At 70.1% G+C, this 12,066-nt stretch carries 10 protein-coding genes; 7 read left to right on the forward strand and 3 right to left on the reverse strand.

The features are described from left to right. Nucleotides 1–58 precede the first annotated feature (58 nt). Together ACQPXM_RS14615 and ACQPXM_RS14620 are read left to right on the forward strand one after the other, a co-directional pair. Nucleotides 59–949, forward strand: a complete 891-nt coding sequence (locus tag ACQPXM_RS14615) for a LysR substrate-binding domain-containing protein (protein WP_432948764.1) — start codon at nt 59–61, stop codon at nt 947–949. A gap of 82 nt (nt 950–1,031) precedes the next feature. Further along, nucleotides 1,032–2,807 carry a thiamine pyrophosphate-requiring protein gene (locus ACQPXM_RS14620; RefSeq protein ID WP_432948766.1) on the forward strand — a complete coding sequence of 592 codons (1,776 nt, stop codon included), beginning with the start codon at nt 1,032–1,034 and terminating at the stop codon, nt 2,805–2,807. 3 nt (nt 2,808–2,810) lie between these two features. On the opposite strand, the gene ACQPXM_RS14625 is transcribed toward ACQPXM_RS14620, so the two are convergent. Beyond that, entirely contained in the window at nt 2,811–3,620 is an 810-nt protein-coding gene (locus ACQPXM_RS14625) for a UbiA family prenyltransferase (protein ID WP_432948768.1), read from the reverse strand. Between the two features lie 18 nt (nt 3,621–3,638). Here ACQPXM_RS14625 and ACQPXM_RS14630 point away from each other — a divergent pair, with 18 nt between their 5' ends. From ACQPXM_RS14630 to ACQPXM_RS14640, 3 genes are read left to right on the forward strand one after another with little or no spacing between them, the layout of a single operon-like run. Then, complete coding sequence (locus ACQPXM_RS14630; protein ID WP_432948770.1) at nt 3,639–4,682, forward strand: type III polyketide synthase; 1,044 nt, start codon at nt 3,639–3,641, stop codon at nt 4,680–4,682. Next, the gene (locus tag ACQPXM_RS14635) at nt 4,682–5,209 is read left to right on the forward strand and encodes an isoprenylcysteine carboxyl methyltransferase family protein (protein ID WP_432948772.1); all 528 of its coding nucleotides are present in this window, start codon (nt 4,682–4,684) and stop codon (nt 5,207–5,209) included. The genes ACQPXM_RS14630 and ACQPXM_RS14635 overlap by 1 nt, the downstream gene beginning before the upstream one ends. Continuing rightward, nucleotides 5,206–6,219, forward strand: coding sequence for an NAD(P)/FAD-dependent oxidoreductase (locus ACQPXM_RS14640; RefSeq protein WP_432948774.1), 1,014 nt, complete (start codon nt 5,206–5,208; stop codon nt 6,217–6,219). The genes ACQPXM_RS14635 and ACQPXM_RS14640 overlap by 4 nt, the downstream gene beginning before the upstream one ends. Before the next feature lie 209 nt (nt 6,220–6,428). Here the strand turns inward: ACQPXM_RS14640 and ACQPXM_RS14645 are convergent, their stop codons facing one another. After that, entirely contained in the window at nt 6,429–7,985 is a 1,557-nt protein-coding gene (locus ACQPXM_RS14645; protein ID WP_432948776.1) for a helix-turn-helix domain-containing protein, read from the reverse strand. Between the two features lie 90 nt (nt 7,986–8,075). Between ACQPXM_RS14645 and ACQPXM_RS14650 the strand changes: the two genes are divergently transcribed. Both ACQPXM_RS14650 and ACQPXM_RS14655 read left to right on the forward strand, forming a co-directional pair. After that, nucleotides 8,076–9,344, forward strand: coding sequence for an NAD(P)/FAD-dependent oxidoreductase (locus ACQPXM_RS14650; protein ID WP_432948778.1), 1,269 nt, complete (start codon nt 8,076–8,078; stop codon nt 9,342–9,344). A gap of 1,284 nt (nt 9,345–10,628) precedes the next feature. Then, the gene (locus tag ACQPXM_RS14655) at nt 10,629–11,294 is read left to right on the forward strand and encodes a hypothetical protein (RefSeq protein WP_432948780.1); all 666 of its coding nucleotides are present in this window, start codon (nt 10,629–10,631) and stop codon (nt 11,292–11,294) included. A 127-nt stretch (nt 11,295–11,421) separates the two neighbouring features. On the opposite strand, the gene trxA is transcribed toward ACQPXM_RS14655, so the two are convergent. Further along, the gene (gene trxA, locus ACQPXM_RS14660) at nt 11,422–11,811 is read right to left on the reverse strand and encodes a thioredoxin (protein WP_077013247.1); all 390 of its coding nucleotides are present in this window, start codon (nt 11,809–11,811) and stop codon (nt 11,422–11,424) included. Between the last annotated feature and the right edge of the window lie 255 nt (nt 11,812–12,066).

The raw sequence follows: 12,066 nt of genomic DNA on the forward strand, positions 1-12,066 counted from the left end.
CCGGTCCGGGCCGGATTTCGACAGCGAATTACTCCTATTAGTCTTATAGCGTCTCGTGATGAGGGGGAAATCGATGGCCTACGACCCGGACCAGCTGCGCACGTTTCTCGCCGTGGCCCAGTCGCTGAGCTTCACCCAGGCCGCCGAGCGGCTCGGGATCCGGCAGCCGACGGTGAGCCAGCACATCCGCAAGCTGGAGGCCGCGGTCGGCCGGCCGCTGTTCGTGCGCGACACCCGGACCGTGACGCTGACCGCGGACGGCGAGGCGATGGCCGGGTTCGCCCGGACGATCCTCGCCGCGCACGAGGAGGCGGTCGGCTACTTCACCGGCTCGGAGCTGCGCGGCCGGCTGCGCTTCGGCGTCACCGACGACCTGGCGCTCACCCCGCTGCCGCGGATCCTGCGCGACTTCCGGCAGCTCTACCCGCGGATCGATCTCGAGCTCACCGTCGCCCAGAGCCCGAACCTGCTCCGCCGGGTCGAGTCCGGTCACCTCGACCTGGCGTACGTGAAGCACTCGGTCGGCGCCGGCTCGGAGCCGAACGGGCGGGTGGTCCGCCGCGACCCGCTGGTCTGGGCCGGCATCTCCGGCACCCGGCTGCCACCCGACGGGCCGGTCCCGCTGGTCACCTACCAGGCGCCGAGCCTGAGCCGGGTGCTCGGCGTCCAGACGCTGGAACAGGTCGGCCGGCCGTACCGGGTCACCTGCATCGTGCGCGGGGTCAACGGCGTGCTCGCCGCTGTCCGCGCGGGTCTGGGCATCGCGATCTTCGCCCGCTCCCTGATGCCCGCCGACCTGGTCGAGCCGCCGCCGAGCGCCGGCCTGCCCGAGCTGCCGGCCATCGATCTGGTGCTGATCACCAACCCGCGAGCCGCCAAGGAGCCGGCCGAGGCGCTCACCGCCGCAATCCTCGGCAGCAATGCGCCGCTGAAGCCCGCTACCGACTGAGCCGGCGGCGGGCGCAACCCGCACGCCCCCGGGGGCGGTTCGCCCCCCGAATACACAACCCGTCCCGGGGCACTGGGGCAGCATGGCTGCAACCGTGGGTGACTATCTGCTGCAAAGGCTCCGGGAGTGGGAAGTCGACACCGTCTTCGGCTATCCGGGCGACGGGATCAACGGCGTGCTGGCCGCGTGGACCAGAGCCGACGGGCCGCGGTTCGTGCAGTCGCGGCACGAGGAGATGTCGGCGTTCCAGGCGGTCGGCTACGCGAAGTTCACCGGCCGGGTCGGCGTCTGTGTCGCGACCTCCGGCCCGGGCGCGATCCACCTGCTCAACGGCCTGTACGACGCGAAGCTCGACCACGTCCCGGTGGTCGCGATCGTCGGCCAGACCAACCGGACCGCGATGGGCGGCTCCTACCAGCAGGAAGTCGACCTGCACAGTCTGTTCAAGGACGTCGCGAGCGAGTTCCTGGAGACCGTGAACGTCCCGGAGCAGCTGCCGAACGTCCTCGACCGGGCGATCCGGACCGCGCTCAGCCGCTCGGCGCCGACCGCCGTGATCATCCCGGCCGACGTCCAGGAGCTGGACTACAGCCCGCCCGAGCACGCGTTCAAGATGGTGCCGTCGAGTCTCGGCTTCGAGGCGGCGACCCAGACTCCCGACGAAGCCGCCGTACGACGCGCCGCCGAGCTGCTCAACGCCGGCGAGCGGGTCGCCGTACTGGTCGGGCAAGGTGCTCGCGGTGCACGGCGGGAGATCGAGGAGCTGGCCGAGCTGCTCGGCGCGGGCGTCGCGAAGGCATTGCTCGGCAAGGACGTACTGAGCGACCACCTGCCGTACGTGACCGGCTCGATCGGCCTGCTCGGCACCCGCCCGAGCTACGAGCTGATGACCGGCTGCGACACGCTGCTGACGATCGGGTCGAGCTTCCCCTACTCGCAGTTCCTGCCGGAGTTCGGCAAGGCCCGCGCTGTGCAGATCGACGCCGACCCGTCGATGATCGGCATGCGGTACCCGTACGAGGTGAACCTGGTCGGCGACGCCGCGACAACGCTGCGGGCGCTGATCCCGCTACTGGAGCGCAAGCAGGACCGGTCCTGGCGGTCCGGGATCGAGGACGGCGTCGAGCGCTGGTGGCAGGTGATGGCAGGCGCCGCGCACGTCGAAGCTGATCCGGTGAACCCGCAGCGGCTGTTCCACGAGTTCTCCGAGCGGCTGCCCGACGACTGCATCGTGGTCGCGGACTCCGGGTCCGCCGCCGACTGGTACGCCCGTCAGCTCCGGTTCAACGACACGACCCGCGGTTCGCTGTCCGGCACACTGGCGACGATGGGCTCGGCCGTCCCGTACGGGATCGGCGCGAAGATCGCCCACCCGGGCAAGCCGGTCGTCGCGTTCTCCGGCGACGGCGCGATGCAGATGAACGGGCTGGCCGAGCTGATCACGATCAAGCGGTACTGGCAGGAGTGGCCGGACCCGCGGCTGGTGATCGCCGTTCTGCACAACAACGACCTCAACCAGGTCACCTGGGAGATGCGGTCGTTGCAGGGGGCACCGAAGTTCCCCGACTCGCAGACGCTGCCCGAGGTCGACTACGCCGGCTTCGCGCGCTCGGTCGGGCTGACCGGGATCACGGTCAGGAAACCTGACGAGCTGGCCTCCGCCTGGGACACCGCGCTCGCCGCGGACCGCCCGACCGTGCTCGACGTGTACTGCGACCCCGACGTCCCGCCGATCCCGCCGCACGCGAGCTGGGACCAGATCAGCAAGATGACCGAGTCGCTGTGGAAGGGCGACGAGGACCGCTGGGGCGTGCTCAAGGAGGGCGTCAAGACCAAGCTGCAGGAGCTGCGGCCATGAGTCTCAGAGTGCGTCGCCGCGGATGACCAAGACGACGACGCTGACGACCGCGACCGCGATCGTGACCAGGAACGGCGCCTGCTTCCACGCCACGATGACGCCGAGCAGCACCGCGACGACGCCGAGCGCGATCCAGCCGACCACGCCAACCGGTCCGGCCGGCGCGACCGTGAGCAACACCGTCGCGGTCGCGAGCGGAAGTGGCGCGAGCAGCCGGGACACCTGGCCGAGCCGTTGCGGCCAGCCCCGGACGCCGGTGGCCAGATCGTCGGCCAGATCCGGTACGACGTTCGCGAGGTGCGCGCCGACGCCGAGCAGCGCGGTCGCCGCCGTCGCCCACCAGGGCGCCCAGTCCCCGGTCGTGCCCAGCGTGACGAACGACGGCAGTGCGCCGAAGCCCACGGCGTACGGGAGCCAGGACAGCGGCGTCGACTTGAGGCCCAGGTTGTATGCCCAGGCGCAGGCGACGAACAGCAGATGCGTCAGCCCGGCGGCGACGCCGTTCGCGAGCGAGACGGGGATCGTGATGACCAGTGCGATCACCGCCGCGATCCACAACGTACGGCGACTCACCAGTCCCAGCACGACTGGCTTGTCACGCCGGTTCACAATGGAGTCGCGCGCGGCATCTATCGCGTCATTGCTCCAGCCGATCGAGAGGTGGCCGGTGAGGATGGTTGCGGCAACGAGGAGACAACCCGGCAGGCCTCGGCCCGCGGACCAGGCGACGGCGGTGACGAGCGCGGTGACCGCGACCGTCGGGCCGGGATGGCAGGCCAGGGCGAGACCCTTGACGGCTGACGATCGGCTCACCGAAGCAACGATGCCACGATGACGCGGATCGCCGCGGTGCAGGCCGCGTTGCCGCCGTACCGGTACGCGCAGGCCGAGCTCACCGAAGCGTTCGCGGAGCTGTGCCTGCCCGACGGCAAGGGGCACGCGCTGCTGCGCCGGCTGCATGCCAACGCGGGCGTGTCGCACCGGCATCTCGCGATCCCGCTCGAACAGTACGGCGTACTGAAGGACTTCGGGGCGGCCAACGACGCCTGGATCGCGACTGCGGTCGATCTCGGCGCCGAGGCGGTCAGCGGCGCCCTGGCCGCGGCCGGGCTGCGGATCGAGGACGTCGATCTGCTGATGTTCACCACCGTGACCGGGGTGGCGGCGCCGTCGATCGACGCGCGGGTCGCGATGCGGCTCGGGCTGCGCGAGGACGTCAAGCGGATGCCGCTGTTCGGGCTCGGGTGCGTCGGGGGAGCGGCCGGGATCGCCCGGCTGCACGACTATCTGACCGCCTGGCCGTCACACGTCGCCGTCCTGCTGTCGGTGGAGCTGTGCTCGCTGACGCTGCAGCGGGACGACTCGTCGTTGCCCAACCTGGTCGGCGGTGCGCTCTTCGGCGACGGCGCGGCGGCGGTCGTGATGACCGGTGCGGACGTTTCGTCGGCGGGGCCTTCGGTCGTGGCCACGCGGAGCCGGCTGTACCCGGACTCGGAGCGGGTGATGGGGTGGGACGTCGGGTCCGGCGGGTTCCGGATCGTGCTCGGCGCCGACGTACCGGAGGTGGTGCGCAAGTACCTCGGGCACGACGTCCGGGACTTCCTGGCCGCGCACGGGCTGACGGTGCCGGAGGTCGGGACGTGGGTCAGCCATCCCGGCGGGCCGAAGGTGCTGGAGGCGGTGTCGGAGACGCTCGACCTGCGACCGGGCGCGCTCGACCTGACCTGGAAGTCGCTCGACGCGGTCGGCAACCTGTCGTCGTCCTCGGTACTGCACGTGCTCGGTGACACCATGACCCTGGATCCTGCAGGTCCGGGTGTGTTGCTGGCGATGGGCCCGGGCTTCTGTTCCGAGCTCGTCCTGATGGAGTGGTGATGGACACGTCGTTGTGGTGGTACGTCGTACTGGTGCTGCTGGTCGGGCTGGAACGCGTCGCCGAACTGGTGGTCTCGCTGCGCAATGCGGCCTGGAGCTTCGGCCAAGGCGGGGTCGAGTCCGGCAAGGGGCACTACCCGTTCATGGTCGTGCTGCACACCGGGTTGCTGGCCGGGTGCCTGGTCGAGGCGATCGTGGCCGACCGGCCGTTCGTGCCGGCGCTCGGTTGGACGATGCTCGCGGTCGTGCTGCTGGCGCAGGGTTTGCGGTGGTGGTGCATCAGCGTGCTCGGGCGGCAGTGGAACACGCGGGTGATCGTCGTACCGGGGCTGTCGATGGTTGCTGCAGGCCCGTATCGGTGGCTGCGGCACCCGAACTATGTGGCTGTCGTGCTGGAGGGGATCGCGCTGCCCTTGGTGCACACGGCTTGGGTGACGGCGATCGTCTTCACTGTGCTGAACTTGCCGCTGCTCGCGGTCCGGATCCGGACCGAGGAGACGGCGCTGGACACCGCGTTGACCAAGTGATCGATCTGCTCGTTGCCGGCTGTGGTCCGGCGGGTGCCGCGACCGCGATCCGGGCCGCTCTGGCCGGCTTGGATGTGGTCGTGGTCGAGCCCCGCGAGGCGCCGATCGACAAGGCGTGCGGGGAGGGGATCGCCGCGAGCGCGGTGCAGTACTTGTCGCGGCTGGGCGTCGCGGTGGAGGGGCGGCCGTTCTACGGCATCCGCTACCTGGACGCTTCGCGGTCGGTCGACGCCCGTTTCCGGTCCGGGCCGGGACTCGGCGCACGCCGTACGGCGCTGCAGCAGGGGTTGCGTGATCGGCTGGAGGAGCTGCGGATCCCGGTGGTGCGCACGCGCATCGGCTTGGTGGAGCAGTCGTCGTCCTCGGTTTCGGCGGCCGGCATCACGGCCCGGTACCTGGCCGCGGCTGATGGCCTGCATTCGCCGATCCGCCGGCAATTGGGACTCGGGCTCGGTGGCGGCTCGGTGCGGCGGGGGCTGCGGCAACATTTCGCCATGCGTCCGTGGACCGATCTGGTGGAGGTGTACTGGTCGTCGCTGGGCGAGGCCTACGTGACGCCGGTGGCGGACGACTTGGTGGGACTCGCGGTACTGACTTCTGCTCGAGGGTCCTTCGACCAGCACCTTCGTGCTTTTCCCCGGCTGCTCGCGCGGTTGGGCGACGCCTCGCCGGCGTCCGGCGTACTGGGGGCTGGGCCGTTGCGTCAGCGGGTACGCCGCCGGGTCGCGGGGCGGGTGTTGCTGGTCGGCGACGCGGCCGGTTATGTCGACGCGCTGACCGGCGAGGGGATCGCGGTGGCCCTGCGGACCTCCGCGGAGTTGGTGGACTGTGTCGCCGCGGATCGGCCGGAGGACTACGAGGCCGCCTGGCGCCGGGTCTCGTGGGAGTGCCGGGCGCTGACCGCTTCGTTGCTCTGGGCCCGCAACAGGTCGTTGCTGGCTCCCCGCATCGTTCCCGCGGCGGCCGCGCTGCCGGGGGTGTACGGCGCGATCGTCAACCGGTTGACGTGAAAGCCCGGGCTGACGTGAAGGGGCCCGGCGATCGCTCAGACAATCGCCGGGCCCAGTGGTTCGAGCTCCCTGGTGAAGAGCTCGACCCAGTCGGCTCAGCTCCCTGGTGAAGAGCTGAGACGTCTTCGTGATCAGTACTTTTCCATCCCGATGTTGCTCATCGATTGCCGGAATATGAAGCCTTGTTACACAGCGCTGTGGCGAACGTCTCAGTGCTCGGTGCGCACCGATGCGATCTGCAGCTGCAGCGCGAGCCGTTCCCGCGGATCCGCCAGGTCGAGGCGCGCGATCTCGCCGATCCGCTTCATCCGGTGCCGCAACGTGTTGGTGTGCAGATGCAGCTCCTTCGCGGCCTGCTGCGGCTGGCCCGGATGGTTGAGCCAGGCTTCGAGGGTGTCGACGAAGGCGGTGTCGTTCTCGATGTCGTGCCGGAGCAATGTCGCCAGTGGACCGTCCATCTTGGTGGTGTCGAGCGAGGTGACCGCCCGGTGAACAGTCAGTACGTGCCAAGCCTGCTCGACGCGGAGCGCCGGGCCGCGCGCGACTCCACGCCGTACGAGATTGAGCAGTTCGACCGCCTCGGCGCGCGAGCTCGGCAGATCGGCGGGGTAGCGGGCTCGACCGCCCGCTGCGGCCGCCGTACCGGGGTTGTCCTTGGCCTGGTCGACGACCAGCTTGCGCAGCCAGCGCCAGGAGCCGGGGACCGCCTCGCCGTCGGTGACCACGGCGAACACGGTGCCGTCCAGGTCGGCCAGCAGCGGTTCGCTCCAGCCGTGGCGGCGACCGGTCGACTCCCAGAGGTCGAGCTGCTGCGGTACGTCGTACCCGTCGGGTGAGCTCAGCGCGACCACCCGCCAGGGTGCGGTCGGCAGCCTGACCTCGATCGGCGCCTCGGGGGAGAACTGCCGCAGCACGGTGCGCAGACGGTCGATCGCCGAGCGCCTGGCAACGTCCGCCTGGGCCCTGAGGCGCAGAAGGTGCAGTGCGAGCACGGACGCCGCGTTGCTGAGCTCTTCGGTGACCTCTTTGCTCACCGGCCCGTCCACCACCGCCCAGATCGAGCCCAGCCACTCACCACCAGCCCGGACCGGTACGACGAGCCGCGGGCGGATGCCGTTCGGCCCGTCCGGGACCAGGAACGGCTCGCTCGACCGGGCCAGCCGCCGGAAGATGCCGCGCGCCCGGAAGTGGGCGATCACCTCGGCGGGGACCCGGCGGCCGACGATCGTGGAGACGCGGGTCGGGTCGGTGTCGGACAGATCCTGCTGAGACGAATAGGCCAGCACCCGGGACTGGTTGTCCTCGATCGTCACCGGCGCGTCGACGATCGCCGCGGCCGCATCGGCCAGTGCGAAGAGCTCCTGGTGGACTCCGGCGTCGCCGGCAGCGGGGGAGTCCGGTGCGGCCGCCCGGTCGATGACGCCACGCAGCAGCCAGACCACGTGCGCCCAGGCGACCGTCGGCTGAAGCGCGATGAGCGTCACCAACCAGCGCTCGGCTGCAGCCACCACAGTCGGGTCCTGCGCCAGACCGGTCCGCAGTACGACGCCTGACGCCTTGCCGACGGCGCAGCGCTCCACCAGCTCGACCGCCTCCTCGGCGTTGCGCAGGCCGAGGCCGAGGACCAGATCGCCGGGCTGACCGGTCGCCGGTTCCTGCGGGTCGGCCAGGAAGACGTCCCTGACTTCGCTGTCGCCGTGGCCGACGGCAACCGTCTCGAACAGGGCCGGGCCGACGGCAACGACCAGGTCAGGCGCAGTGATCATGAGGTTATTGTGCGCTGCGCACTGTCATTTGCTCCAGCAGTGGTGCGATCGCACCATGACAGCGGTCCGGGACCGACGCACCATCGATACATGGTCGCTGCTGGTTCAACCACACACATCGTCCCCGACCGGGTCGCCGTCGTCGGCGCCGGCATGGTCGGCCTCGCCACTGCCTGGTTCCTCCAGGAGCGCGACATCGAGGTCACCGTGTACGACCGCGAAGGTGTCGCCGCGGGGGCGTCCTGGGGCAACGCGGGCTGGCTCACCCCGGGCCTGGCCACTCCGCTGCCGGAGCCGGCCGTGCTCAAGTACGGCGTCCGCGCGGTGCTGAGCCCCTCCTCGCCGGTCTACGTACCGCCGACCGCGAGCCCGCGGCTGTTGTCGTTCCTGACCCGCTTCGCTCGCAACAGCACCGCCGGACGCTGGAAGACCGCGATGGAGTCGCTGGTCCCGATCAACCGCCAAGCCCTGAGCGCCTTCGACCTGCTGGCCAAGGCCGGCGTCGAGGCCGAGACGTACGAGGCCAAGTCGTTCCTGGCGGCGTACCGGACCGAGGCCGAGCGGGCGGTGCTGCTGGAGGAGATCGAGCACATCCACGCCGCCGGCCAGGGCATCGAGTTCGAGGCGATCACCGGTGACGACGCCCGCGAGATCGAGCCGTCGCTGTCGGACGAGATCGGCGCCGCGATCCGGCTGCACGGTCAGCGCTTCATCAACCCCGGCGACTACGTCAAGCTGCTGGCCGACTCGGTCGTCGCCCGCGGCGGCCGGATCGTCACCGGCGCGAACGTCGCCGACATCGTCGACGGGATCCGCGACACCCGCGTGGTCACCGCCGAGGGCGAGAGCGAGGCGTACGACGCGGTCGTGATGGCGACCGGCGCCTGGCTCGGCGACCTGGCCCGGCGCTTCGGCGTCAAGACCGTCGTCCAGGCCGGGCGCGGCTACTCGTTCAGCGTGCCGATCGCGCACGTACCGGCCGGTCCGGTGTACTTCCCGGCCCAGCGGATCGCCTGCACGCCGCTGGGCGACCGGCTCCGCGTGGCCGGGATGATGGAGTTCCGCAAGCCCGACGCGAAGCTCGACCCGCGCCGCATCGAGGCGATCGTCGAGGCCGCCCGTCCGCTGCTGCGCGACGCCGACCTCGACGCACGCACCTTTGAGTGGGTCGGCCCGCGCCCATGCACCCCCGACGGCCTCCCGCTGATCGGCGCCACCGCGTCCCCGCGCGTCTTCGCCGCCGGCGGCCACGGCATGTGGGGCATCACGCTCGGCCCGGTCACCGGCCAACTCCTGGCCGAAACCATCACCACCGGCCGCCGACCCGCCGAGCTGGCGCCCTTCGACCCACTCCGCTGACTTCCCGGCGGATCGCATCCAGCGACCCGCCCCCGACCCGGATCGTGGCGACACCTCACCGCCACGATCCCCCCGGCCGGCCAGACCTCTCTGCCCCGGCCCCACCCGCCTCCAGCGCGGGCGCACCACCCGCTCTCTCTCCTCGAGCGGTTCGCACCATCCCCGTTCACCTCAGGCGGGGCGTCGGACCCCGCTCCACCTCAGGCGGGGCTGCAGGACCCCCGTTCACCAGCGGGGCGCACGATCCCCGCTCACCTCAGGCGGGGCGCAAGATCCCCGCTCCACCTCAGGCGGGGCGCACCACTCCCGTCCCTGCGCGGGAGGCACCATCCGCTCGCAGTCCGAGCGGCAACACCACCCGTTCAGAGTCGAGCGGGCAGCACCACCCCACCCCTCACGGTGGGCCGCACCACCCCGCTCGCGCCTGGAGCGGGCAGCACCACCGCTCAACTGAACAGTGGACTGCACCACCCGTTCATTCGAGCGGTAGCACGACCCCGTTCAACGAAGAGCGGGCAGCACGATCCGTTCCCTGGGAACGGCAGCACCACCCCGTTCCTCCAAGAGAGGGCAGCACCATCCGTTCCCTGGGGAGCGGCAGTACCCCGTCCCTGCGCGGGGAAGCTCCACCCGTTCCCTCGGAACGGCAGCACCACGCCCGTCCCTGTACGGGCCTGACCACCGCTCGCGCCTGGAGCGGAAGCACCACCCGCTCCCTGCGAGCGGACGTTCCACCCGCTCGACCTTGAGCGGCAGCACCAAGGCCCGCCATGCGGGGCGGACCTGCACCACCGGACCGGCTGCGCCTGAGCCGCCCGGGCACCACCCGCTCACGACCCTGAGCGGCAACCCGCCCCTTCCGGGACGGACGAAGCACCACTCGCCGCCCCCTGTGCGGCAGCACCACCGACCGGACGACCCCGAGACCGGTCACCGAGAGCGTGGTTCCCACCAGCACCCGGGAACCACGCTCTCGCCATCTGTGGAGATCGTGCGAAAGGCGAGCACGGTCCCAACTCTTGCCGGTTGTGTGCCTGGGGAGCATCATCAGGCCCTCGCACCGCGCTCGCCGGGAGGCCACAGATGCCCAGTACAGACGACGGCAGGCCCTCACTCGCTGCGCCGCCCGCTGGACAACCGCCGATCGGCTCCGGAGTGCAAGCCTCTCGGCCAGCGCGAATCGAGCAGACTCGACCCGCGGCTCAGTCGTTTCGTAAACCGCCTCGAATTCCAGGCCGCTGGTATAGGAGGCTCCCAAGGGCTCTCGATCTCTCAGCCCGTGGAATGTCACTGCTGCTCGGCGCGGGGCTGGTCGTCTCCGGGGCGATCGGCTTCTTCACCGAGCGGACCGATGGGCTGACAATGCTCCTGGTCATCGGCCTGCTGATGATCCTCGTTCCCGCAATAGTCGACCGTCTTGAGTCCTTCGAGTTCCACCAACTGAAGGTCAAGCTCATCCAGCAATTGGACGCCAGCGGCGCCCGCAAGACGGCGGACACGTTTCGTCGGCTCGGTCTGGCGCGGGAAATCGACGGCTATGCGACCGTCCTCGCTGAATTGCGAGGACCCGGTCAGAAAGGTCTCCGCGCCTCTGTGCTCGATCAAATCCTTCAACGCGTCGCAGCCGTCGCCGCCGTGGAGGAGATCGACGAGGACGAGCTACGGGCGATGTTCTACGAGGGCACGCCCGTCTTGCGTGTGATCGCGCTCGGTCTGATGGAAGGAAATCCTCGTCTTCTGGACAGCCAAGTGCTCCTCGAGAGCATCTCCCGCTCGGCAACCGGCAACGAGCAGTATCACGGGATGCGCATCGCCCGCGACTACTGGAACCACCTCGATGAGCCGACCCGAGCAGAGATCAGGAGCGCGATCGACGGCAGCCGTCACTTCGGTCCAGGATCTGACAGAGCCAAGGTCGCCGACGAGATTCAGCGCCTCCCATGGCCTTGAGCCAGATCGGCGCGCTCTTCACGAGCAGCAGAGTCTCTTTCCAGCGTGTGCCAAATCCTTCGCGATCGTGACAAAGGCCCCGAACCCGTCCATCGACGGGCCCGAGGCCTCAGCTGTTTTCTGTACGTCAGTGCGTGTGCGGCTCCGAGCCGTGCTCGGCCTCGTGGGCCGCGATCTGGGCGCGGACCTCCTCCATGTCCACCGCACGCAGCTGGCTGATCAGGTCTTCCAGCGCGGCGGCCGGCAGCGCGCCCGGCTGCGAGTACAGGACGACACCGTCCCGCACCGCCATCAGCGTCGGGATCGACCGGATCTCGAACGCCTGCGCCAGCTCGACCTGCGCCTCGGTGTCCACCTTGCCGAAGGTGATGTCCTTGTGCTGCTCGGACGACTTCTCGAACACCGGCCCGAACATCTTGCACGGACCACACCACTCCGCCCAGAAGTCCACCAGGACGAGCCCGTCGGAACCGACGACCTCGTCGAAGTTCTGCTGGGACAGCTCGACCGTTGCCACTACGACCTCCGAAGATAGGGAATACCCCGTACACAACACCGCCACCCGCGCCGGTGTTCCCGCTGACCGCCCGACCGCTGCCGGTACCCAAGCGGAGCGCATCCCACCCTCACACATCGCACCCCACCGGCCACACTCCGCACCCGTCACCAGTACGACGACGTGACCCAGGTAATAAGACGAGCCGGCCCGGCCACGGCGACCCCGCTACGCGAGCTGGCCCGGCGTACGACGAGTCCACGAGCCCGCCCGAAA

Origin of the sequence: Kribbella sp. CA-253562, from assembly GCF_050942265.1 — a bacterium.
Classification (GTDB): Bacteria; Actinomycetota; Actinomycetes; order Propionibacteriales; family Kribbellaceae; genus Kribbella.

What these genes read in the sequence shown, in the direction of transcription:
- ACQPXM_RS14655 (WP_432948780.1), top strand. Translation starts at nt 10,629, where the DNA reads ATGTCACTGCTGCTCGGCGCGGGGCTGGTCGTCTCCGGGGCGATCGGC.
- ACQPXM_RS14645 (WP_432948776.1), bottom strand. Translation starts at nt 7,985, where the DNA reads ATGATCACTGCGCCTGACCTGGTCGTTGCCGTCGGCCCGGCCCTGTTC.
- ACQPXM_RS14650 (WP_432948778.1), top strand. Translation starts at nt 8,076, where the DNA reads ATGGTCGCTGCTGGTTCAACCACACACATCGTCCCCGACCGGGTCGCC.
- ACQPXM_RS14620 (WP_432948766.1), top strand. Translation starts at nt 1,032, where the DNA reads ATGGCTGCAACCGTGGGTGACTATCTGCTGCAAAGGCTCCGGGAGTGG.
- ACQPXM_RS14615 (WP_432948764.1), top strand. Translation starts at nt 59, where the DNA reads ATGAGGGGGAAATCGATGGCCTACGACCCGGACCAGCTGCGCACGTTT.
- ACQPXM_RS14630 (WP_432948770.1), top strand. Translation starts at nt 3,639, where the DNA reads ATGACGCGGATCGCCGCGGTGCAGGCCGCGTTGCCGCCGTACCGGTAC.
- ACQPXM_RS14635 (WP_432948772.1), top strand. Translation starts at nt 4,682, where the DNA reads ATGGACACGTCGTTGTGGTGGTACGTCGTACTGGTGCTGCTGGTCGGG.